Source organism: Pseudomonas sp. 2 (assembly GCF_056627435.1).
This window is the reverse complement of sequence record NZ_JBWXNG010000015.1, coordinates 12,688-36,846: the sequence shown is the minus strand read 5'-3', so window position 1 is coordinate 36,846 and position 24,159 is coordinate 12,688. Positions and strand designations below refer to the sequence as shown.

The window sequence follows — 24,159 nt, the reverse complement described above, 5'->3', positions numbered from 1 at the left end:
TCACTCCTTGTCTGACCGCTCTGGCGGCAGGCTACAACCCGTAAGGAGCATTCATGCGTCATTACGAAATCATCTTTCTGGTTCACCCGGACCAGAGCGAGCAAGTCGGCGGCATGGTTGAGCGTTACACCAAGCTGATCGAAGAAGACGGCGGCAAGATCCACCGTCTGGAAGACTGGGGCCGTCGTCAACTGGCCTACGCAATCAACAATGTTCACAAGGCTCACTACGTGATGCTGAACGTTGAGTGCACCGGCAAGGCCCTGGCCGAGCTGGAAGACAACTTCCGTTACAACGATGCCGTGATCCGTAACCTGGTCATCCGTCGCGACGAAGCCGTTACCGGCCAGTCCGAGATGCTCAAGGCTGAAGAGAACCGCAGTGAGCGCCGTGAGCGTCGCGACCGTCCTGAGCACTCCGACGCCGAAGGCGTTGACAGTGATGACAGCGACAACAGCGATAACGCTGACGAGTAATCCACGGACCTTTTGAGGAGCCAATTACATGGCACGTTTCTTCCGTCGTCGTAAGTTCTGCCGTTTCACCGCAGAAAACGTTAAAGAGATCGACTACAAGGATCTCAACACCCTGAAAGCCTACGTATCCGAAACCGGCAAGATCGTTCCTAGCCGCATTACCGGTACCAAAGCTCGTTATCAGCGTCAGCTGGCTACCGCTATCAAGCGCGCCCGCTTCCTGGCCTTGCTGGCCTACACCGACAGCCACGGCCGCTGAGACCAGGTTCTAGTCGACAAGACGCAGTAAGGGATAGATCGCATGCGCGCCATGGCTGACTTCATCATGCGCGGGCGCATGCAGGCCACTCTCGTAGTGGCTGGATGTGCGGCGTTGCCGCTGTTGTTCTGGTTGAGTGCTGCCGCAGGGTGCCTTGTGCTCCTGCGACGCGGATTGAGCGACGCTTCGGGCGTGCTCGTCTGGGCTCTGCTGCCTGGCCTGGTCTGGTGGTACCTCGGTGATCCACGCACCTTGATGGTGATGCTGGGATCCTGGGGGTTGGCCGCTTCATTGCGCGCCAGTGAGTCCTGGGTTCGTGTGCTGCTGGTCAGCGTGGGACTTGGACTGTTGTATGGGGTGATCCTGGGGGCGGTTTTCCGCGAGCCCATCGAAGAACTGGCACAAGCGATGCAAAAGCTTCTGCCTCACGTCTTCGGTGATGTCTACCAGCAGATGTCGGTAGATGAGCGAGCGCGTCTGGGGGCACTGATTACGCCGGTCCTTAACGGCCTGATAGCCGCGGTGTTGCAGATCGTCAGCGTGGTCTGCCTGATTCTCGGGCGGTACTGGCAGGCGTTGTTGTATAACCCGGGCGGTTTCGGACGCGAATTTCGCAGCCTGAAACTCCCGAGGGCACCGATGCTGGTGCTGCTGGTGTGCATGTTGGTCGCGCCGAATTTCGGGCCGCAACTGGCAATGCTGACACCGCTGTGCAGCGTACCGCTGGTGTTCGCGGGGCTGGCCCTGATTCACGGCCTGGTGGCTGCAAAGCACCTGGGTCGGTTCTGGCTGGTGGGGTTGTACGTCACCCTGGTGCTGTTCATGCAGTTGATTTATCCGTTGCTGGTGGTGTTTGCCATTGTCGACAGCCTGATTGATTTTCGCGGCCGCCTGGCGTCGAAGGATGCCGATAACGGTTCTGCGAACGGTGAAGGTTAAAGTTAAGAGGTTATTACCAAATGGAACTCATCCTGCTGGAAAAAATCGCCAACCTGGGCAACCTGGGCGACAAAGTAAACGTTAAGGCTGGTTACGGCCGTAACTACCTGCTGCCTTTCGGCAAAGCCACCGCTGCGACCGCTGCCAACCTGGCCGCTTTCGAAGAGCGTCGTGCCGAGCTGGAAAAAGCCGCTGCCGAGAAGAAAGCTTCGGCTGAAGCTCGCGCTGCTCAACTGGGCGAACTGGAAGTGACCATCACTGCCACCGCCGGTGACGAAGGCAAGCTGTTTGGTTCGATCGGTACTCACGACATCGCTGACGCACTGACCGCCTCGGGCGTTGAAGTGGCCAAGTCCGAAGTTCGTCTGCCGAACGGCACCATCCGTAACGTTGGCGAATACGACGTTGCCGTGCACCTGCACAGCGATGTTGAAGCTACCGTTCGCGTAGTTGTGGTAGCTGCTTAAGCAGTCCGATTCCTGCGCTCTGGCGCGGAGTCCGATCGGCTGGCGACGTGTTCGCCAGCCGGTCAACAAGGGGCGCGATCCTGTTTTTCAGGTCGTGCCCTTTGTCATTTCTGACGTATCCTGATTCAAATTTCTGATTCCGTGTGGCCATGAACGATATCTCCGCTCCCGAGCAATACGATCTGCAAACCGCTGCCCTGAAGGTGCCGCCGCATTCCATCGAGGCCGAACAGGCTGTGCTCGGTGGTCTGATGCTGGACAACAACGCCTGGGAGCGCGTGCTGGATCAGGTCTCGGACGGCGATTTCTATCGGCATGACCACCGCCTGATTTTCCGTGCCATCGCCAAGCTGGCCGACCAGAACCTGCCCATCGACGTCGTGACCCTGGCCGAGCAGCTGGACAAGGAAGGGCAGACCTCGCAAGTAGGAGGGCTGGGCTACCTGTCGGAGCTGGCGAAGAACATCCCGTCGGTCGCTAACATCAAGGCTTATGCGCAGATCGTTCGCCAGCGTGCGACCCTGCGCCAGCTGATCGGCATCAGCAACGACATCGCCGACAGCGCCTTCGACCCCCAGGGGCGTACCGCCGAAGAGATCCTCGACGAGGCCGAGCGGCAGATCTTCCAGATCGCCGAGGCGCGGCCAAAGACCGGCGGCCCGGTGGGCGTGAACGACCTGCTGACCAAGGCCATCGACCGCATCGACACCCTGTTCAATATGGGGGAAGGCATCACCGGCCTGTCCACCGGCTACACCGACCTGGACGACAAGACCAGCGGCCTGCAGCCCGCTGACCTGATCATCGTCGCGGGCCGTCCGTCGATGGGCAAAACCACCTTCGCCATGAACCTGGTGGAAAACGCCGTATTGCGCAGTGACAAGGCTGTATTGGTGTTCTCGCTGGAGATGCCAGGTGAATCGCTGATCATGCGTATGCTCTCGTCGCTTGGGCGGATCGACCAGACCAAGGTCCGTTCCGGCCAGCTGGACGACGATGACTGGCCGCGCCTGACCTCGGCGGTCAACCTGCTCAACGACCGCAAGCTGTTCATCGATGACACCGCAGGCATCAGCCCGTCGGAAATGCGCGCGCGCACCCGGCGTCTGGTGCGCGAGCACGGCGACATCGCCCTGATCATGATCGACTACCTGCAGCTGATGCAGATCCCAGGCTCCAGCGGCGACAACCGCACCAACGAGATTTCCGAGATCTCCCGCTCCCTGAAAGCCCTGGCCAAGGAATTCAACTGCCCGGTGGTGGCCCTGTCCCAGCTCAACCGCTCCCTGGAGCAACGCCCGAACAAGCGCCCGGTCAACTCCGACTTGCGTGAATCCGGAGCGATCGAGCAGGACGCCGACGTCATCATGTTCGTCTACCGCGACGAGGTCTATCACCCCGAAACCGAGCACAAGGGCGTGGCGGAAATCATCATCGGTAAACAGCGTAACGGCCCGATCGGCTTCATCCGGCTGGCGTTCATCGGTAAATACACCCGGTTCGAGAACCTGGCGCCGGGGAGTTATAACTTTGATGATGATGAGTAACAGACCCTGAGCGTTGAACGTAGCAGGACCTGCTGATGCGCTCAGGGTTTGCGCCTTGCCATGATTTTTCCGCCACCTTGGTGCGACAGAATGGCCTCCGGATAGAAAATCCTTCCTCGCCGAATGAAACCTAGCCGGTAGTCGCCCCTGCCTGTTCCCGATTCGTCGAAGATATCCACAGTTTTCATACCCTGCAGGCCTGTGTGCCCTTTACGATTGGGGTCGAATTTCTCTAGCGCAGCCGCTAACCCCTTCTCTAGATGTTTGTTTTTCTTGAGCCACCCTCGGATATTCGGATCCTCTAGAAATTCTGATGATTCGACTTTGAAAACGTCCGTTTGTGGGGGGCGCGCGACGGTTGTTCCGAGGGGAAGGGCGGAGCTTTCAAGCGCTGGCGATCCAGTCGCTTTAACTCGCCGGTTACCAGACGCTGCCACTGTTTCACTCATTTCGCCGACGGAGTAGCTGCTTGTGATGCTCAGCCTGCTGCCTCTTCTTTGGTCCAGTTCGTTTATCTCGCTTTGATCCTCACGCCTCAAAAGGACGGATGGAATGTTCATGGCCGTAGCTCTGTCGTGGAAGTCGCGTACTTCATAGTTCGTGTTGAAGTACTCGCGTTGTCTGGCGGTCTTCAGGTGATAGGCGTAGATCTCACCGGAATTCAGCTCCTTCAGCTTTATGTGCTGAATTTGAGCGCCTTCGGTCATGCGGAATTCGTTCAATATCGAAACCTCTCTGGAAATCAATCCGAAGTTGTCGATCAGCGGTGAAAGCAGATGTTTTTCCGTCTGGGTGGCAGGCGGTGTCATGGCTTGCTTTTCTCGCCATTGATTGAAAAAAATGCCGCCCGCAAACGCGAGGAGCACGGCAACAGCAATGAATAATGTCGTGACGGGGTCGACACTGTTGCGGCCATTTGAATCAATGAGTGAGGTGGGATTGTTGCAGGTCATCCGGAAGAGATTGAGCCCATCCACCGAACCACCAGGATCCGCACTGACCCAACGCATCAACCACGGTGCGTAGTACCTCAATCCGTAGTAATACAGCCCGCTGGCATCTCGCTCCTTCCCCGAAAAGCGCACCACCTTGTACTTGGCCTCGATCACCGATCGGGCAGCCCACCAGGCCGTGCCGCCGAACGGATAGTAGCCTTCCTGACTGATCAGTCGCGCACTGTCGTCCAGTTCCAGGGCACTGGAGCCCAGATGGTCGTCGATCGAATAACGCAATTGATCGTTTTCTATGCCGGAGGGGCGTCCGCTCAACCAGTGCAGGCAACGCACCGCACAACGCCCCGCCTGAATCACGATGACTTCCAGTTGTTCAGTGGTGGCGCTGTCGCTGCGCAGTTCCAGGCCGGGCAGGTAACGGACTTCCAGCGAGTGCAGGGTGGCTCGGGTCGAGGCTGTTGTGATCTTGCGCAGCCTTTGCCCGCTGTGGTCGTAGACATACTGTTCCACGTCGTCCTCAGCGTCCTGGCGGGAAACAGCAGTGATCCTCGACAGGCGATTGCTCCCGTCCCATGACATGAGCTGGCCAGGCTGGAGGTGCTGCAGGTTGCCGCAAGGGTCGAATCCGTTGGCAAAATCCGGCGGCGCACTGCCTTGCGGCTTGATCAAAGAACGATTGCTGGTCTGATCTATCTCGAAGTCTCGGGTATAGGGCTGGCTGCCTTCATGCCGCAATTGAATCAGGTTGCCAGCCAAGTCGTAGCGATAGCGCTCGGTAAAATTGAGCCACTGGCTGCTGTCGATCGGCAGTGGCTGCATGTCTGGCAGTTGCGGGCCGTTGGAGACCGCGGCGGTCTCCCGCCCTTGGGCTTCGATCAACTGATAGAAACTGTCATAGGTGTAGCGGTTGATCGGCTCGATCCGCTGGTTGGCGAAGTGCCGTACAGCCTGGGCGTCATCGGTGATACTCGTCACATTGCCGACCGGGTCATAACCATACGCCAGCAACTGCAATGGATCGTTGGCTGCGCGGGTGGTGTGCAGTGTGAGCAGGCGCCCGTTGCTTTCGTGGTAACGGTAGTGGCTGCTCACGCCGTTACCGGCAGTCTGGGATTCGATTTGCTCGCAGGCGTTGTAATGCACATCGCGCAATAACACTTGTGGCTCCGCGTCCATGAGGGTGAGCGTTATTCCGGCCAGTTGACCGGCGACGTTCAGCGTCATGATTTGCAGGTTGCCGCGCGCATCTGTCGTGCTGAATGGGGTGCCGCTGGCGTCGAAGCGTCTATGCGTGATGGCGCCCGTGCCGGGTTCCAGAAGCGGGTCCCGCTCATCGACCGCTGACGGCCAGTCGGGGAGCTGGATTGACTGGAGCATTCGACGCTCCTCCATCAGCACCCCGCCCGTGAGGCTATAAGCGCTGATTGCCTGGGTGCCGGCACTGTCGTCGATCCGGACCCGTTGCCCGCACTGGTTGCGCGAGGCTGATTCTGCGTCGCTGCCCGCGTACATAAACCGTTCGCAGGTCCGTTGAGTCAGGCCCAGGGTCTGCTCATGAATCGCCACGGGGCGCATGAATTCGTCGTGTTCTGTCTGCCAATGAGTGCCGCGTGCGTCCCACCTCTCAACGGCGGCGCCCGATTGCGCAAACAGGCAGAGGGTTTCACCGGCGTCGACGCTATGACTCGACAGGACAGCCCCTGACAGGCTGTACACATTGGCGAAAGTGGGTGGCAGATTAGGCTGTGCTGAGCGTAACTCGAACAGGCGCGGGTCCCACACCGCAACGGCACGCCCCTGGCTGTCATAGACCTGGGCATTGACGCAGGCCTGGGCGTCGGCATCGACCTGTGCCCGGTAGTATTCCGTCTGCCGCACCGCCAGGCCCCGGCTGTCGTAAACCGTGAGCGAAGGGGTGTTTCGATGCATCGAGTCGGTCATGATGCCTGCGTCCAGCAGTGATCATCGCTGTACCGGCAATCTAACTCCTGTGCCGCGCCGGGGATACTGTCAGAAATGACAGTGCATCCAGTCGCAAATCTATCCGCAAGACTGACTGTTCTGATCGGATTTGATCAAAATTTGTGCTATTCTCCGCGCCCGCGATTTTCCGTAGCGGATTCGCCTTCCTGATTACGAACACTGGTCATCGACATGCAAGCAGCCAAGCCGTTATTTGACTATCCGAAGTACTGGGCCGAGTGTTTCGGGCCGGCGCCTTTCCTGCCCATGAGCCGGGAAGAGATGGATCAGCTCGGCTGGGATTCCTGCGACATCATCATCGTCACCGGTGATGCGTACGTCGACCACCCGTCGTTCGGCATGGCGATCATCGGCCGGCTGCTGGAGTCCCAGGGCTTCCGCGTCGGGATCATTGCCCAGCCGGACTGGCGTAACAAAGACGACTTCATGAAGCTGGGCGAGCCGAACCTGTTCTTCGGCGTTGCTGCGGGCAACATGGACTCGATGATCAACCGCTACACCGCCGACAAGAAAATCCGTTCCGACGACGCCTACACGCCCGGCGGCATGGCGGGCAAGCGGCCGGACCGCGCCAGCCTGGTCTACAGCCAGCGCTGCAAGGAAGCCTACAAGCATGTGCCGATCATCCTCGGCGGCATCGAGGCTTCGCTGCGCCGCATCGCCCACTATGACTACTGGCAGGACAAGGTGCGCAACTCGATCCTGATCGACGCCAGCGCCGACATCCTGCTGTACGGCAACGCCGAACGCGCGATCGTCGAGGTGGCCAACCGCCTGTCCTACGGCGAGAAGATCGAGAACATCACCGACGTGCGCGGCACCGCGTTCATTCGTCGCGACACGCCGGAAGGCTGGTACGAAGTCGACTCCACGCGCATTGACCGCCCGGGCAAGGTCGACAAGATCATCAACCCGTACGTCAACACCCAGGACACCGCCGCCTGCGCCATCGAGCAGGAAAAGGGCGAGGTCGAAGACCCGAACGAAGCCAAGGTCGTGCAGATTCTGGCGAGCCCGCGCATGACCCGCGACAAGACGGTCATCCGCCTGCCGTCCATGGAAAAAGTGCGCAACGACCCTGTGCTCTATGCCCACGCCAACCGCGTGCTGCACCTTGAAACTAACCCGGGCAACGCCCGCGCGCTGGTGCAGAAGCACGGCGAAGTCGATGTCTGGTTCAACCCGCCACCGATTCCCATGACCACCGAAGAAATGGACTACGTGTTCGGCATGCCTTACGCACGTATTCCGCATCCAGCGTACGGCAAGGAGAAGATTCCGGCCTACGACATGATCCGTTTCTCGGTGAACATCATGCGTGGCTGCTTCGGCGGCTGCACCTTCTGCTCGATCACCGAGCACGAAGGCCGCATCATCCAGAACCGCTCTCACGATTCGATCATTCGTGAGATCGAAGAGATTCGCGACAAGGTGCCAGGCTTCACCGGGGTGATTTCCGACCTTGGCGGGCCGACCGCGAACATGTATCGCATCGCCTGCAAGAGCCCGGAAATCGAGTCCGCCTGCCGCAAGCCTTCCTGCGTGTTTCCAGGCATCTGCCCGAACCTGAACACCGACCATTCGTCGCTGATTCAGCTGTACCGCAGCGCCCGCGAACTGCCGGGTGTGAAGAAGATCCTGATCGCCTCGGGCCTGCGTTACGACCTGGCCGTCGAGTCGCCGGAGTACGTCAAGGAGCTGGTCACCCACCACGTGGGCGGCTACCTGAAGATCGCGCCGGAGCACACCGAGGAAGGTCCGCTCAATCAGATGATGAAGCCGGGCATCGGCAGCTACGACAAGTTCAAGCGCATGTTCGAGAAGTTCTCGAAAGAGGCGGGCAAGGAACAGTACCTGATCCCGTACTTCATCGCGGCCCACCCGGGCACCACCGACGAAGACATGATGAACCTGGCGCTGTGGCTCAAGGGCAACGGTTTCCGCGCCGACCAGGTGCAGGCGTTCTACCCCTCGCCGATGGCCAGCGCCACCGCGATGTATCACTCGGGCAAGAACCCGCTGCGCAAGGTCACCTACAAGAGCGACCCGGTCACCATCGTCAAGAGCGAAGAACAGCGCCGTTTGCACAAGGCCTTCCTGCGTTATCACGACCCCAAAGGCTGGCCGATGCTGCGTGAAGCACTGGAACGCATGGGCCGTGCCGACCTGATCGGCCCGGGCAAGCACCAGCTGATTCCGCTGCACCAGCCGGACACCGACAGCTACCAGAGCGCCCGTCGCAAGAATTCGACGCCGGCGGGCAGCCACAAGGTCGCCAAGACCACGAAAATCCTCACCCAGCACACCGGCCTGCCGCCGCGTGCCAGTGATGGCAGCAAGCCGTGGGACAAGCGCGAAGAGGCCAAGGCCGCAGCTGCCGCGCGCAATAAACAGGCCGCCAAGGATCGCGCCGAAGCGAGCAAGGGCGGGAAGGGCGGCAAGAAGAAGCCATCCCGTCAGCCGGTGTTCCCGCGCTAATCGGAGACGCCCAATGAAAACGCCAGCTTTCGAGCTGGCGTTTTTGTTTGTCAGAGCTTCACGTTTTCGCGGATGTTCCAGCCGTACTTGATCACGCCACCTTCCTTGCTGCCGTCCGCGTTCTGCGGCTGATAGCTGACCTCGACCTGGCCGAAATTCAGGGCGATGTGTTCCTTGATGATTTCATCGCTGGTGCCAGCATTGGTGTCATAGGAAGCGATCATCACTTCCTTGAGCGTGATGACCGTGTATTCGATGGGCGAGGCGCCACCGGCCTTGCGGATGGTCAATGTGGCTTCGGGATAATGCTTGCCGCTTGAGCAGGCCATCATCAGGTTGGGCGAGGCTTTATCCAGTGGCTTGCTCAGGCTTAGATTGCCGATGCTGACCTTGCCTGCACCGCCGCCTCCACCTTGGTGCATGGAGCCTGATTGCTGCATGCCCCATTGAAAGCTGTAGATGTCGATCTCTTCCTTGTGCGCGCTGTCCTTTGACTCACCCTTGATATCGCCCAGCTTCAAAAACATGTCGATAGCCATGAACACTCCTTGCGAAAAACGATGATCGACGAATTGTCGGCGTGCACCTTTTCTCAGAGGCGTCAGCGGCGCAAGGCACCAGAAGCAGATCAGGAACGATCACACAAAAGAATCAAAAAAATCCTACAGGTGCGGCGGCAAAAGGCGCCTATTCTCGGTCTTTCATGTCAGTCCGCCACATTTGCGTGCAACCCTTGCACCCGCCACTCAGGCTGGCACGATCTTGGTGCTGTGCTTAGCTGTGCACGTACCTTCCACGCCGATGGCGCAAGGCTTGCCCGGATGGCATAAGTCTTGCGCGTTTGCTTAACCTTCCAGGCTCGCAGGAGGCACGCCGTGTCGATTCACATTGCCTTGCATCACGTCACGCATTATCGCTATGAACGGGCGGTCGAGCTGGGGCCGCAGATCGTGCGTCTGCGCCCGGCGGCGCACAGCCGCACGCGGGTGTTGTCATATTCGTTGAAGGTGCTGCCGGACAATCATTTCATCAACTGGCAGCAGGACCCGCAGGGCAATTACCTGGCGCGGCTGGTGTTCCCCGAAAAGACTGACGAGCTGCGCATCGAGGTCGATCTGGTCGCCGAGATGGCGGTGTTCAACCCGTTCGATTTTTTCCTCGAACCCTACGCGGAAAAGATCCCGTTCCAGTACGCCAAGGAAGAGCACCACGAGTTGCTGCCGTACCTGGAAAAACTGCCACTGACGCCCAGGTTCCAGGCGTATCTGGACAGCATCGAGCGCACCCCGGTGCCGGCCATCGATTTTCTGGTCAGCCTCAATCAGCGGCTGGCCCGCGACATCAATTACCTGATTCGCATGGAGCCCGGCATCCAGACGCCGGAGTTCACCCTCGACAGTGCGTCGGGCTCGTGCCGCGATTCGGCCTGGCTGCTGGTGCAGTTGCTGCGTCATCTGGGTCTGGCGGCGCGCTTTGTGTCGGGCTACCTCATTCAACTCAAGGCCGACGTCGAAGCGCTGGACGGGCCGTCCGGCACCGATGTGGATTTCACCGACCTGCACGCCTGGTGCGAGGTGTATCTGCCGGGCGCAGGCTGGGTCGGTCTGGACGCGACCTCCGGCCTGTTCGCGGGGGAAGGGCATATTCCGCTGGCGTGCAGTCCCGATCCGTCGTCGGCCGCGCCCATCAGCGGGCTGGTCGAGCCGTGCGAAACCGAGTTCAGCCATGATATGTCGGTGGAGCGCATTTGGGAGGCGCCAAGGGTCACCAAGCCTTACACCGACGAACAGTGGCGCAGCATCCAGGCGCTGGGCCGCCAGATCGATGCCGACCTGATCGCCGACGATGTGCGCCTGACCATGGGCGGCGAGCCGACGTTCGTCTCCATCGACGATCGCGACGGCAACGAGTGGAACACCGCCGCGCTGGGCCCGAAAAAACGCGGTCTGTCCGCCGAGCTGTTTCAGCGCATGCGCAAGCATTACGCGCCGCAGGGCATCGTGCATTTCGGCCAGGGCAAGTGGTACCCCGGCGAGCAGTTGCCGCGCTGGTCGCTCAACTGTTTCTGGCGGCGCGACGGCGAGCCGGTGTGGCGCAACAATGCGCTGATCGCCGACGAAACCGAGGATTACGGCACCGACAGCGAGATGGCCGGGCGCTTCTTGTGCAGCGTTGCCGAGCGCTTGAAATTGCCTGCGCGTTATGTGTTCCCGGCCTACGAAGACAACTTCTACTACCTCTGGCGCGAGAACGCGCTGCCTGCGAACGTCAGCGCCGAAGATCCGCGCCTGGGCGACGAGATGGAGCGGGCGCGGCTGGCGAAGGTGTTTTCCCAGGGGCTGGACCAGGTCATCGGCCACGTCTTGCCCCTGGCACGCACCGCAGACGATAAGCGTTGGCAGAGCGGGCGCTGGTACCTGCGCGGCGAGCACTGCCGGCTGGTGCCGGGGGATTCGCCGCTGGGCTATCGCCTGCCGCTGGCGTCCCAGCCCTGGGTCAAGGCGGCCGAGTACCCTTACATCCACCCGACCGATCACAATCATGACTTTGCCGAGCTGCCGGACCGCGATGCGATCGAGGCCGCACTCGAGCGCCAGACCGAACCGCAGGAAACCGACCGGGCGCCAGTCATCGACCAGTCCGCAGACTGGCTGACCCGCACCGCGTTGAGCGCCGAAGTGCGTGGCGGGCGTTTGTATCTGTTCATGCCGCCCTTGCAGACGCTGGAAGCCTATCTGGAACTGGTCGCGGCCATCGAGGCCACCGCCGAAGAGCTGCATTGCCCGGTGCTGCTGGAAGGCTATGAGCCGCCGAGCGACCCGCGTCTGGCCAATTTCCGCATCACCCCCGACCCTGGCGTGATCGAGGTCAACGTGCAGCCGTCGTCGAGCTGGGACGAACTGGTCGAGCGCACCGAGTTTCTCTACGAACAGGCGCGCCTGACCCGGCTGACCACCGAGAAATTCATGATCGACGGGCGCCATACCGGCACCGGCGGCGGCAACCACTTCGTGCTGGGTGGCGCGACGCCGGGCGATTCGCCGTTCCTGCGCCGGCCGGACCTGCTGCGCAGCCTGCTCAGTTACTGGCACAACCATCCGTCGCTGTCGTACCTGTTTTCCGGGCTGTTCATCGGCCCGACCTCCCAGGCGCCGCGGGTCGACGAGGCGCGCAACGATTCGCTGTACGAGCTGGAAATCGCGTTTTCACAGATGCCCAAGCCGGGCGAGGAATGCCCGCCATGGCTGGTCGACCGGCTGCTGCGCAACCTGTTGATCGACGTCACTGGCAACACTCATCGCGCCGAGTTCTGCATCGACAAGCTCTACTCGCCGGATGGCGCCACCGGGCGCCTCGGCCTGCTGGAATTGCGCGCCTTTGAAATGCCGCCCCATGCGCAGATGAGCCTGGCCCAGCAACTGTTGCTGCGCGCGTTGGTGGCGCGGTTCTGGCGTGAGCCCTATGCCCCGGCGAAGCTGGCGCGTTGGGGCAACGAGCTGCACGACCGCTTCATGCTGCCGCATTTCATCGAGCAGGATTTCGCCGACGTCATCAACGAGCTCAATGCCGCAGGTTACGCGGTGCGGGCCGAGTGGTTCGCGGCGCATCTGGAGTTTCGCTTTCCCAAGGTGGGTGACTACGCGGTCAACGGCATCGAACTGGAACTGCGTCAGGCGCTGGAGCCCTGGCATGTGCTCGGCGAGGAAGGCTCTGCGGGCGGCGCGGTGCGCTATGTGGACTCGTCGCTGGAGCGTTTGCAGGTCAAGGTCAGCGGTTTGCCGCCACAGCGCTACGTGCTGACGTGCAACGGCGTACCGGTGCCGCTGCAGCCGACCGGGCGCGTCGGCGAGTTCGTGGCCGGGGTGCGTTATCGCGCATGGCAGCCGTTCAACGCCTTGCAGCCGACCATCCCGGTGCACGCGCCGCTGGTGTTCGACGTGCTCGACACCTGGATGCAGCGCTCGCTGGGCGGCTGCGAATACCACGTGGCGCACCCCGGCGGGCGCAATTACGAAACCCTTCCGGTCAACGCCAACGAGGCGGAAAGCCGGCGTCTGGCGCGGTTTTTCCGCATCGGCCACACACCCGGCAAACAGAAGGTGCCGAGCCTGACTATCAACGACGAGATGCCGATGACCCTGGACTTGCGTCTGCATCGATAACAAATCAGGCACTACCCGCGTGACATCAGGCCGCGAGCCATTGTCACGTGGGCTGCGCTACTCTAAGCCCTGCTGCGTTGGCCCCTTTTCTGCTGTCTGCCGAGTCTTCCATGCCTGACCTGCTTGACCGATATCCGCTGCACGCGGGGAGTTACCACGAGATGCTCGACGCCAGCGGCGCAGTCAGGCCGCACTGGCTGCGTTTCTACGAGCATTTGCAACGCAGCACCCCCGCACAGTTGATTCAGCGCCAGGCGTTGCTGGCGCGGCAGATTCAGGAAAACGGCGTCACCTACAACGTCTACGCCGACCCCAAGGGCGCGGACCGGCCGTGGGAACTGGACCTGCTGCCGCACCTGATTCCGGTCGAGGAATGGCAGCAGGTGGCGGCCGGCATCGCCCAGCGCGCGCGGCTGCTCAACGCGGTGCTGGCCGATCTGTACGGCCCGCAGCAGTTGATCGCCGATGGCTTGCTGCCAGCTGAACTGGTGTTCGGGCACAACAATTTTCTCTGGCCATGCCAAGGCGTGAAGCCGCCGGAAGGCACCTTCCTGCACGTGTATGCCGTGGACCTGGCGCGCACGCCTGATGGCCGCTGGTGGGTCACCGCTGATCGCACCCAGGCGCCCTCCGGCGCGGGGTATGCCCTGGAAAACCGGGTGATCGTCTCCCGGGCCTTTCCCGAGTTGTATCGCGATCTGGACGTGCAGCACTTGTCGGGCTTCTTCCGCTCGCTGCAGGAAACCCTGGTGCGCCAGGCGCCGAGCGATAACGAAGCGCCGCTGGTGGTGATGCTCACGCCGGGGCGATTCAACGAGAGTTATTTCGAGCACCTCTATCTGGCCGGGCAGTTGGGTTATCCACTGGTCGAGGGCAGCGACCTGACCGTGCGCGACGCCACGGTGTACCTGAAAACCCTCAGCGGCCTGCGCCGCGTGCACGCGATCATGCGCAGGCTGGATGACGACTTCTGCGACCCGCTGGAGCTGCGCACTGATTCGGCCCTCGGCGTGCCGGGGCTGCTGGAAGCGGTACGTCAGGGCCGGGTGATCGTCGCCAACGCGCTGGGCAGCGGCGTGCTGGAGTCGCCGGGCCTGCTGGGTTTTCTGCCGAAGATCAACGAGCACCTGTTCGGCGAAGAACTGATTCTGCCGTCGGTGGCGACCTGGTGGTGCGGCGAGCCGCCGGTGCTGGCCCAGGCGCTGGAAAAGATGCCGGAACTGCTGATCAAACCGGCGTTTCCGTCCCAGAGTTTTGCCCCGGTGTTCGGTCGGGATCTGGACGACAAACAGCGCCAGGCCCTGGCCGCGCGCATGCAGGCGCGGCCCTACGCTTATGTGGCGCAGGAAATCGCGCAATTGTCCCAGGCGCCGGTCTGGCAGGGCGAAGCCGAGCAACTGCAACCCCGCGCCATCGGCATGCGCGTCTACGCCGTCGCTGCCGAGGATGGCTATCGCATCCTGCCGGGCGGGCTGACCCGTGTGGCGGCTGACGCCGATGCCGACGTGGTGTCGATGCAGCGTGGCGGTGCGAGCAAGGACACCTGGATTCTCGGTGAGCGCACCCTGGGCAGCGAGCCGTGGAAAGCGCGGCGCACGCTAGGCGTGCACGACCTGATTCGTCGCGACCCGTATCTGCCGTCGCGGGTGGTGGAAAACCTGTTCTGGTTCGGCCGTTACTGCGAACGTTGCGACGACAGCGCGCGCCTGCTGCGCATCGTGCTGGGGCGTTACGTCGATGGCGATGACCCGCTGGCCTTGCAGGCAGCGGTCGAGTTGGGCGAGCGCTTGAACCTGCTGCCCAGAGAAGACGAGGAAGACGGCAGCACGCTGCACGAACGCCTGATCACCGCCCTGCTCGGTGACGACTGGCCGTTCAGCCTGCGCTCCAACCTGCAGCGCTTGCAGTGGGCGGCCTCGCAGGTGCGCGGCAAGCTGAGCCGGGAGAACTGGCAGGCGCTGGTCGAACTGCAACGCGAAGCGGCGAACCTTGAGACCGACGACCCTGACTTCGGCGAGCTGCTGGATTTTCTCAACAGGTTGGTGATGTCGCTGGCGGCGTTGTCCGGCTTCGCGCTGGACGACATGACCCGCGACGAGGGCTGGCGCTTTTTGATGATCGGCCGGCGCATCGAGCGCTTGCAGTTCCTCAGCTCCAGCCTCGCCGGTTTTCTGCGCAGCGATGCAGTGTTCGATCAGGACGCGCTGGACTGGCTGCTGGAACTGGGCAACAGCAGCATCACCTATCGCTCGCGTTATCTGGCGTTGCCGCAACTGATCCCGGTGCTCGACCTGTTGCTGCTCGATGGCCAGAACCCTCACGCGGTGCGCTTTCAGCTCAAACTGGTGGCCAGTTCGCTCAAGCGCCTGAACGAGGATTTCGGCATGCCGCAGGACAACAGCCTGAACATCTGGATTCAGCGCCTGGCGCGGTTCGATCTGGGTTGCCTGGAGAACGGCCTGTTCGGCGAGAGCAGCGTCAGGTCCGCCCTCGATGGCCTGGCCGATCTGCTGCAGGGTATCGGCGATATCAGCGGGCAGATTTCCGATCGCCTGGCCTTGCGCCATTTCGCCCATGTCGATGATGTCAGCCAGCGTACGGTGTCCGTCTGATGAACAGCGCCCATTACCAGATCCTTCACGATACCCACTACAAGTACGACAGCCCGGTGTCGCTGGCCCAGCAGCTGGCGCACCTGTGGCCGCGCAGCAGCCCGTGGCAGCGCTGCCTGGAACAGCAGCTGGAGATTCATCCGGCGCCCACTACGCGGCGCGATGAGCTGGATGTGTTCGGCAATCCGGTCACCCGCCTGGCGTTCGAGCGGCCCCATGACGAGTTGCAGGTCAATGCACGGCTGCGCATCGAAGTGCTGGAGCGGCCGGCGCTGGATTTTCAGCAGTCCGCGCCCTGGGACGAGACACGCAACACGCTCACTTACAGCGCGGTGAAGATGTCGCCGGACATCCTCGAAGCCTGTCGCTATCGCTTCGAGTCGCCCTATGTGCACTTGAAGCAGTCCTTCGTCGAGTTTTCCGCCGGCTGCTTCGCGCCGGGCAAGCCGCTGCTGCTCTGCGCTCAGGCGCTGATGGAAAAGATTTTCGACGAGTTCACCTTCGACGGCGAGGCCACACAGGTCGCGACGCCGCTGGTGCAAGTGCTGGAGACCCGGCGCGGCGTCTGCCAGGACTTCGCCCACCTGATGCTCGCCTGCCTGCGCTCACGGGGGCTGGCGGCGCGTTACGTCAGTGGCTATCTGCTGACCCAACCACCGCCCGGTCAGCCGCGGCTAATTGGCGCAGACGCTTCCCACGCCTGGGTGTCGGTTTTCTGCCCGAAGCTTGGCTGGGTGGATTTCGACCCGACCAACAACATCCAGCCCTCACTGGAACACATCAGCCTGGCCTGGGGGCGTGATTTTTCCGATGTTTCGCCGCTGCGCGGGGTGATTCTGGGCGGTGGCAATCACGACCCGGAAGTGCGGGTAACGGTGATGCCGCTGGCGTCGTGACCACTGGCGCCGCAGGCGTAAGCGGCGAGCAGGCTGCGAAACAGACTATTAAGTTGCATGAAGATCGTCCTGATGGATGAGTGACAAGCTCATCTTAGGAGGGCACTGTGTCGTGCGTTGTTTGATTGTCTCGATGGCCGTGATAGACGCGACCCAGACAGGTTTCATAATCTGTGGTTGATAAATTGTTTAAAGTTCAGGCACTCTTTGTATACAAAAAGACAAGAGCAACCCCATTCAGGAGACTCGATCATGATTCGCAAACTCGTTGCTGCCTCCCTGCTGACCCTGGCCAGCGGCCATCTGCTCGCCGCTGAATGCTCGGTGGATGTCGACTCCACCGACCAGATGTCCTTCACCACCAAGACCATCGAAATCGACAAGAGCTGCAAGGAATTCACCGTCAACCTGAAACACTCCGGCAGCCTGCCCAAGAACGTCATGGGCCATAACCTGGTGATCAGCAAAGCGGCCGACATGCAGCCGATCGCCACCGACGGCTTGAGCGTCGGCATCGACAAGGATTATCTGAAAGAGGGTGATGCCCGCGTGATCGCCCACACCAAGGTCATTGGCGCCGGTGAAACCGATTCGCTGAAGATCGACGTCTCCAAGCTCGACCCGAATGAGAAGTACGGCTTCTTCTGCTCGTTCCCGGGGCACATCAGCATGATGAAGGGCGACGTTGTCCTGAAGTAACCACCGAGCCATCTACCCTTCACGATCCTGTAGGAGCCGGCTTGCTGGCGAATGCGTCAGGCCAGACACCAATTTGGTGAATGAAACGCCGCATTCGCCAGCAAGCCGGCTCCCACGGATTAGGTGGCGACTGAGCGTCAGGGCGCGTACGGCAAATCCCGCTTGTGCTGGGTCTTGCGGTAGGTGTTGACGATGATGTCGAACGCCTCCTGACGCACCGGCTGGCCATGCAGGAAGGCGTCGATCTCGACGTAGGTCACGCCGTGTGACGCTTCGTCCGGCTTGCCCGGTACCAGATCTTCCAGGTCGGCCGTCGGCACTTTCTCCACCAGATACTCCGGCGCACCGAAGCTGCGGGCGATGGCGCGCACCTGATTTTTCACCAGTCCGCTCAGCGGTGCCAGATCGCACGCGCCGTCACCGAACTTGGTGAAGAACCCCATCACCGCTTCCGCCGCGTGGTCAGTACCGATCACCAAGCCTGCACGTGCGCCGGCGATGGTGTACTGCGCCACCATGCGAGTGCGTGCCTTCACGTTGCCTTTGACAAAATCCACCGCCGCATCGGACTGACCTTCGAACGCCTTGACCTGCTCGACCAGCGCCTTGACCGAGGGCGCGATGTCGACGGTGTGGCGTTCGTCAGGGTTGATGAAGTCGACTGAGGCGGTGGCTTCGTGCTCGTCGTGCTGAATGTGGTACGGCAGGCGCACGGCGATGAACTGGTAGCCGTTGTCGCCAGTGCTTTCGCGCAGTTCACGCACGGCGCGCTGGGCCAGCAGGCCTGCGGTCAGCGAGTCGACGCCGCCGCTGATGCCCAGCACCAGCACTTTCAGGCGGGCGTTGTGCAGGCAATCCTTGATGAACTGGACGCGGCGGGCGACTTCGGCGTCGAGCTCTGCGGGGCCCGCGAAGGGCGCCTGAACCTTGAGTTCGCGGGCGATCTCGAGCTGTACGGCTTGCATGATTCACTCCTTATGCAGAAAGGGAAAAATTAGGCATTCAAAGAAGGGTCATCGGTGCTCGAGTCAGGCTGGCACCTTGAATACGTGGCGCAGGTAGGACACGAATTCCGGGTCCTTGCACTGCGTCTTGCCGGGCTCGTCGGAAATCTTGGCGACGGGCTGGCCGGCACAGGCTGTCATTTTCAACACGATGCTCATGGGCTGCACGCCCGGCACGTCGGCGGTCAGGTTGGTACCGATGCCGAAGCTGACGTTGATCCGACCCCGCAGCGCGCGGAATATTTCCAGCGCCTTGGGCAGGTTCAGGCCATCGGAAAACACCAGGGTCTTGGTCATCGGGTCGATGCCCAGCTTCTGATAATGGCAGATGCATTTTTCGGCCCACTGCACCGGGTCGCCCGAGTCGTGGCGCAGGCCGTCGAAGAGCTTGGCGAAGAACAGGTCGAAATCATTGAGGAAGGCATCGGTGGTGATGCAGTCGGTCAGCGCGATGCCCAGCAGGCCGCGGTATTCGCGGACCCAGCAGTCCAGCGCGGCGATCTGGCTGTCGATCAGGCGCGGGCCCAGTTGCTGGTGCGCCATGATCCATTCGTGGGCCATGGTCCCCAGCGGCTTGAGATCGAATTTGCGCGCCAGGTGCACGTTGCTGGTGCCGACGAACTGGCCGGGGAAATCGTTCTTCAGAACGCGTACGACATCTTCCTGCACGGCATAGGAAAACCGCCGGCGGGTGCCGAAATCGGCGACTTTCAACTCAGCCAGTTCATCGGGCGTGGCCGAGGCGGTCAGCCAGTCGAACTTGCGATACAGCTGATCGCGCGCCTGAATCAGCAGCGTGTCGGGGGTGCGATGACGGTTGCGCACTTCGCTGACGATGGCCAGCACCGGCACTTCGAACAGGATCACATGCAGCCACGGGCCGGCCAGGCGAATGCACAGTTCGTCGTTTTCGATGCTGGTCTGCACGTAGCGCAGGTTGAAGCGGAACAGGCCGAGGAAGCGCAGGAAATCCGGCTTCATGAAGTTGATGCGTTCCAGAAAGCCGGTTTCTTCAAGGCTCAGGGACAGGTCGCAAAGTTGTTCGATCTGCTTGCGAATTTCGGGCAGGTAAGGGCGCAGGTCTTCCTTGTTGCGGCAGCGAAACTCCCACTCGACTTCGACGTTGGGGTAGTTGTGCAGCACAGCCTGCATCATGCTCAGCTTGTAGAGGTCGGTGTCGAGCAGGTTCTGCACGACGCGATCTGCGAAAGCGCTCTGACTCATTGTGTCGCTCCAGCCAGCAGTGGCCGCAAAAGGCGCGGCCATGGAATTCAAGTCGTGTACGGCCTTGCGGCGGTGCCCGGTGATGGCGTTGGAGCACTACGTCCAGCCTGTTATTGACGATGACGGACATAATGCCAGTCACGGGCGGGTTGGGGCAGAAATGTTTCAGCCCGAACACGTCAGAGATCCCTGTGGGAGTGAGCTTGCTCACGAAGCGGCTCGACCATCCAATGCATCTATAGCGTCTGAGACTCAGTCTTCGTGAGCAAGCTCACTCCCACAATGGATGGGCCTTCATCAGGCCGGGTGGGGCGTTACACCTACTGCGGGGTAGGTTTGTCCAACTGCTCCAACATCCACTCCACAAACACCCGAATCTTCGGCACGTCCGCCGTGTGCTCGGGGTAGGCCAGGTAATAGGCGTCGCGGCTGGGCATCGGGTGGTCCCAGGGGATGATCAGCTTGCCGTCCTGCAGTTCTTCCTCCACCAGAAACTTGGGCAGCAGGGCCACGCCGCAACCCACCTGCGCGGCACGGATGCACATGTAGAAAGTCTCGAAGCGCGGGCCGTGGTAGCTGTGTTCGGTCTGGTAGCCCTGATCCTCGAACCACTCGTGCCAGGCCTGGGGACGGTGGGCGTTTTGCAGCAGCACCAGGTCGGCCAATTGCGTGGGGTCGGTAAAGGGCTTGTCCGGCAGGCTGGCCGGGGCGCAGACCGGCACCAGTTCTTCGCCGAACAGCCGCACGCTCTCCGCGCCGGGGCGGGCGCCCTGGCCGAAGTAGAACGAGGCGTCGCAGCGGTTCTGCGCCAGATCGTCGCTGTCCTGTTCGTCGACCAGGTCCAGATGGATATGCGGATGGCGCAGGCGCCAGCCCTTGAGCCGTGGCACCAGCCAGCGGGCGCCGAAGGTCGAGGGCGTGGACACGCGCAGCACTTCGGTTTCGCCGCCGTAGGAGCGCAGAAAGTGCGTCGACATTTCCATCTGCGTCAGCACCTTGCGCACTTCGCCCAGGTACAGCGCGCCAGCAGGCGTCAGTTGCAGGCGCCGGCGCACGCGTCGGAACAACAGGTGCTGGACCAGTTCTTCGAGCTGCGCGACCTGCTTGCTGACCGCGCTCTGGGTCAGGTTCAACTCCTCGGCGGCGCGGGTGAAGCTCAGGTGGCGGGTCACCGCTTCAAAACATTGCAGCGCAGTGACGGACGGCAAGTGGCGTTTGTTCAGCATATTCAGGCGTGCTCGGGTCAGCATGAAAAAACGGAATGATATCTCGCTTAATCGTCGTTTGTTGGCGTGCGAAAGGCCAGCTATTACTAGAGGCTGAAAATTTACCCGCGTTCTTGCATTCCGCATTCGCGTCTTACGGCTCAGCCGTATTCAGGAGAAACCATGCTCAACGACCTGCTCACCCGTCTTGGTGTCGACCCTGCTCTCTATCAGAAGGGCGACAAACCTGTTCACACGCCGGTCGATGGCAGCCAGGTGGCGACAGTGGCCTGGGAAGGCGCGGCCGAAGTCGAGCAGCGCATCACCCGCGCCGAGCACGCTTTCCAGGCCTGGCGCAAAGTGCCTGCGCCGCGTCGTGGCGAGCTGGTGCGTCTGTACGGCGAAGCCCTGCGCAAACACAAGGCGGATCTGGGCGAGCTGGTGTCCTGGGAAGCCGGCAAGATCACTCAGGAAGGCCTGGGTGAAGTGCAGGAAATGATCGACATCTGCGATTTCGCTGTCGGCCTGTCCCGGCAGATCTACGGCCTGACCATCGCCTCCGAGCGCCCGGGCCACCACATGCGCGAAACCTGGCATCCGCTGGGCGTCGTCGGCGTGATCAGTGCCTTCAACTTCCCGGTCGCGGTCTGGTCGTGGAACACCGCGCTGGCACTGGTCTGCGGCAACTCGGTGATCTGGAAACCGTCGGAAAAGACCCCGCTGACCGCGCTGGCCTGTCAGGCGCTGTTCGACCGCGTCGCTGCTGAATTCCACGACGCGCCGCAGTACCTGACCCAATGCGTGATCGGCGGCCGTGACGCTGGCGAAGCGCTGGTGGATGACACTCGCGTTGCGCTGATCAGCGCCACCGGCAGCACCCGCATGGGCCGCGAAGTGGCGCCGAAAGTCGCTGCGCGTTTCGCCCGCAGCATCCTGGAACTGGGCGGCAACAATGCGATGATCCTGACCCCGAGCGCCGATCTGGACCTGGCCGTGCGCGCCGTGCTGTTCAGCGCCGTGGGCACCGCCGGCCAGCGTTGCACCACCCTGCGCCGCCTGATCGCCCACAACTCGGTCAAGGCCGAATTCGTCGAGCGCCTGAAAGCCGCTTACGCCAAGGTGCGCATCGGTCATCCGCTGGAAGGCAACCTGATCGGCCCGCTGATCGACAAGCAAAGCTTCGAGAACATGCAGGAGTCGCTGGAGCAGGCTCTGAGCGAGGGCGGCAAGGTCTTTGGCGGCAAGCGTCAGTTGCAGGACGCTTTCCCGAACGCCTACTACGTCTCGCCTGCGATCGTCGAAATGCCGGAGCAGAGCGACGTGGTGCGTCACGAAACCTTCGCACCGATTCTCTACGTGATCGGCTACGACGAGTTCACCGACGCCGTGCGCCTGAACAACGATGTACCGCAAGGCCTGTCGTCGTGCATTTTCACCACCGACGTCCGTGAAGCCGAGCAGTTCGTTTCGGCGCTGGGCAGCGACTGCGGCATCGCCAACGTCAACATTGGCCCGAGTGGTGCAGAGATTGGCGGCGCGTTCGGCGGCGAGAAGGAGACCGGTGGCGGTCGTGAGTCCGGTTCCGATGCCTGGAAAGGTTACATGCGTCGCCAGACCGCGACCGTGAACTACTCCCGCGAGCTGCCGCTGGCGCAGGGGATTACCTTCGATTGATGCTTGTGATGCGGTGTAGCTGTTACACCGCATTGCCCTCATTCGCGAGCAAGCTCGCTCCCACAGGATGGTGTATGCCTTTCTAACGCATTCGTTCTGTGGGAGCGAGCTTGCTCGCGAAGAGGGTGGGCCGAACACTATTGAATATGAATCATCGTTTGTCCTTTCCGAGGTTTTGCGATGCCGCTACGCGAAGAATGTCTGTGGGAAACGCTGACGCCGCAAAGGCCCCAGGCGCCAGCGTTGAAGGGGGAGGCCAAGGCCGATGTCTGCGTGATCGGCGCAGGGATTACCGGCCTGTCGGCGGCGATTCATCTGCTTGAACAGGGCAAGACGGTGGCCATCGTCGAAGCCCATCGCACTGGCCAGGGCGGTTCGGGGCGCAACGTGGGGCTGGTCAACGCCGGGTTGTGGATTCCGCCTGACGAGATCGAGCAGGGTTTCGGTGAGAAGATCGGCAGCCAGCTCAACTCCATGCTCGGCAACGCGCCGTCATTGGTATTCAGCCTGATCGAAAAATACGGCATCGATTGCCAGGCCCAGCGCAAGGGGACGCTGCACATGGCCCACAACGCCAAGGGCGAACTGGACCTGCGCAGCCGCGAAGAACAATGGCAGTGTCGTGGCGCGCCTATCGAATTGCTCACGGGCAAGGCCTGTCAGGAAGCCACCGGCACCAAAGAAATTACCGCAGCCCTGCTCGATCATCGTGCTGGCACCATCAACCCGATGGCCTACACCAGCGGCCTGGCGGCGGCGGTCAGCCAACTCGGTGGTCAGCGTTTCGATCACTCGCCGGTCAAGCGCCTGGAACGTCAGGGGCAAAAGTGGTGCGTGATCACTGAAAACGGCTCGGTGCTGGCCAATCAGGTGGTCATCGCCTCCAACGCCTACACCGAGGGCGAGTGGACCGAGCTGCGCCGCAGTTTCTTTCCCGGTTATTACTATCAGGTGGCGTCCGCGCCGCTGACTGAAGAGGCCGCGCAACAGATCCTGCCGGGCGGGCAGGGTTCCTGGGACACCCGTCAGGTGCTCAGCAGCATTCGCCGTGACGCCGATGGTCGCCTGTTGCTGGGCAGCCTGGGCAATGGCAACCAGAAACCTGTGTGGTTCCTCAAGGCCTGGGCCGACCGGGTGCAGCAGCACTATTTCCCGTACCTGAAAAAGGTCGAGTGGGAATGCACCTGGACCGGTTGCATCGCCTTCACGCCCGATCACCTGTTACGCATGTTCGAACCTGCACCAGGACTGGTCGCCGTGACCGGTTACAACGGCCGCGGCAACACCACGGGGACGGTGGTGGGCAAGGCGTTCGCCGATTACTTGTGCGGGGGCAACGCCGATGTGTTGCCAATCCCCTTCACGCCGATGCGGCCACTTTCCGGTATAGGCCTGCGCAGCTCTTTATATGAAGCTGGCTTTTCGCTATACCACGCAGGTCAGTGCCTCAGGATCGTGATCTGACACGAAATTTCCTACATCAAACGACGCTTTTTCGCGCATCCACTAACCTGAAATGGTGCGTCCCGTAGCGTCACCGCACCTGCGGTGTGCAGTTCGGTGACGCACCCTGTAACAAC

Annotated in this window: 17 protein-coding genes; 12 read left to right on the top strand and 5 right to left on the bottom strand. The window is 61.6% G+C overall.

The features are described from left to right. The first annotated feature begins 53 nt into the window (after positions 1 to 53). The 5 genes from rpsF (at position 54) to dnaB (ending at position 3,688) form a co-directional block, all read left to right on the top strand. Positions 54 to 476, top strand: coding sequence for a 30S ribosomal protein S6 (rpsF, locus tag AC1MEK_RS22270; RefSeq protein ID WP_062379020.1), 423 nt, complete (start codon positions 54 to 56; stop codon positions 474 to 476). Positions 477 to 504: 28 nt separating this feature from the next. Then, complete coding sequence (gene rpsR, locus AC1MEK_RS22265; protein ID WP_037015707.1) at positions 505 to 735, top strand: 30S ribosomal protein S18; 231 nt, start codon at positions 505 to 507, stop codon at positions 733 to 735. Positions 736 to 777: 42 nt separating this feature from the next. Further along, positions 778 to 1,674, top strand: a complete 897-nt coding sequence (locus AC1MEK_RS22260; RefSeq protein WP_480398443.1) for a hypothetical protein — start codon at positions 778 to 780, stop codon at positions 1,672 to 1,674. 20 nt (positions 1,675 to 1,694) lie between these two features. Then, positions 1,695 to 2,141 (top strand): 50S ribosomal protein L9, encoded by a 447-nt coding sequence (gene rplI, locus AC1MEK_RS22255; protein WP_108239442.1) that lies wholly within the window; start codon positions 1,695 to 1,697, stop codon positions 2,139 to 2,141. A gap of 149 nt (positions 2,142 to 2,290) precedes the next feature. Beyond that, positions 2,291 to 3,688, top strand: coding sequence for a replicative DNA helicase (dnaB, locus tag AC1MEK_RS22250; RefSeq protein WP_480398442.1), 1,398 nt, complete (start codon positions 2,291 to 2,293; stop codon positions 3,686 to 3,688). 41 nt (positions 3,689 to 3,729) lie between these two features. Here dnaB and AC1MEK_RS22245 read toward each other — a convergent pair whose 3' ends face one another. Beyond that, a complete protein-coding gene (locus tag AC1MEK_RS22245; RefSeq protein WP_480398441.1) occupies positions 3,730 to 6,582 on the bottom strand; it encodes an RHS repeat domain-containing protein in 2,853 nt (950 codons plus the stop codon). A 213-nt stretch (positions 6,583 to 6,795) separates the two neighbouring features. On the opposite strand from AC1MEK_RS22245, the gene AC1MEK_RS22240 reads away from it, so the two are divergent. Then, positions 6,796 to 9,102, top strand: coding sequence for a YgiQ family radical SAM protein (locus AC1MEK_RS22240; protein WP_480398440.1), 2,307 nt, complete (start codon positions 6,796 to 6,798; stop codon positions 9,100 to 9,102). 50 nt (positions 9,103 to 9,152) lie between these two features. Here AC1MEK_RS22240 and AC1MEK_RS22235 read toward each other — a convergent pair whose 3' ends face one another. Next, on the bottom strand, positions 9,153 to 9,641 hold the full coding sequence (locus AC1MEK_RS22235; protein WP_480398439.1) for an Hcp family type VI secretion system effector: 489 nt from the start codon (positions 9,639 to 9,641) through the stop codon (positions 9,153 to 9,155). A gap of 336 nt (positions 9,642 to 9,977) precedes the next feature. On the opposite strand from AC1MEK_RS22235, the gene AC1MEK_RS22230 reads away from it, so the two are divergent. The 4 genes from AC1MEK_RS22230 (at position 9,978) to azu (ending at position 17,472) form a co-directional block, all read left to right on the top strand. Then, positions 9,978 to 13,265, top strand: coding sequence for a transglutaminase family protein (locus AC1MEK_RS22230; protein WP_480398438.1), 3,288 nt, complete (start codon positions 9,978 to 9,980; stop codon positions 13,263 to 13,265). Positions 13,266 to 13,375: 110 nt separating this feature from the next. Further along, positions 13,376 to 15,877: a circularly permuted type 2 ATP-grasp protein gene (locus AC1MEK_RS22225; RefSeq protein WP_480398437.1), complete on the top strand. Its 2,502-nt coding sequence runs from the start codon at positions 13,376 to 13,378 to the stop codon at positions 15,875 to 15,877. After that, positions 15,877 to 16,773: a transglutaminase family protein gene (locus AC1MEK_RS22220; protein ID WP_480398436.1), complete on the top strand. Its 897-nt coding sequence runs from the start codon at positions 15,877 to 15,879 to the stop codon at positions 16,771 to 16,773. Before AC1MEK_RS22225 ends, AC1MEK_RS22220 begins: the two co-directional genes overlap by 1 nt. 252 nt (positions 16,774 to 17,025) lie before the next feature. Further along, a complete protein-coding gene (gene azu / locus AC1MEK_RS22215; protein ID WP_480398435.1) occupies positions 17,026 to 17,472 on the top strand; it encodes an azurin in 447 nt (148 codons plus the stop codon). 137 nt (positions 17,473 to 17,609) lie between these two features. Here azu and nadE read toward each other — a convergent pair whose 3' ends face one another. The 3 genes from nadE to AC1MEK_RS22200 form a co-directional block, all read right to left on the bottom strand. Beyond that, entirely contained in the window at positions 17,610 to 18,437 is an 828-nt protein-coding gene (gene nadE / locus AC1MEK_RS22210; RefSeq protein ID WP_480398434.1) for an ammonia-dependent NAD(+) synthetase, read from the bottom strand. A gap of 63 nt (positions 18,438 to 18,500) precedes the next feature. After that, positions 18,501 to 19,700, bottom strand: coding sequence for a nicotinate phosphoribosyltransferase (gene pncB / locus AC1MEK_RS22205; protein ID WP_480398433.1), 1,200 nt, complete (start codon positions 19,698 to 19,700; stop codon positions 18,501 to 18,503). Between the two features lie 320 nt (positions 19,701 to 20,020). Continuing rightward, complete coding sequence (locus AC1MEK_RS22200; RefSeq protein ID WP_480398432.1) at positions 20,021 to 20,926, bottom strand: LysR family transcriptional regulator; 906 nt, start codon at positions 20,924 to 20,926, stop codon at positions 20,021 to 20,023. 162 nt (positions 20,927 to 21,088) lie between these two features. On the opposite strand from AC1MEK_RS22200, the gene amaB reads away from it, so the two are divergent. Beyond that, the gene (amaB, locus tag AC1MEK_RS22195; RefSeq protein ID WP_480398431.1) at positions 21,089 to 22,579 is read left to right on the top strand and encodes an L-piperidine-6-carboxylate dehydrogenase; all 1,491 of its coding nucleotides are present in this window, start codon (positions 21,089 to 21,091) and stop codon (positions 22,577 to 22,579) included. 180 nt (positions 22,580 to 22,759) lie between these two features. Continuing rightward, the gene (gene amaA / locus AC1MEK_RS22190; RefSeq protein WP_480398430.1) at positions 22,760 to 24,043 is read left to right on the top strand and encodes an L-pipecolate oxidase; all 1,284 of its coding nucleotides are present in this window, start codon (positions 22,760 to 22,762) and stop codon (positions 24,041 to 24,043) included. Positions 24,044 to 24,159: the final 116 nt, after the last annotated feature.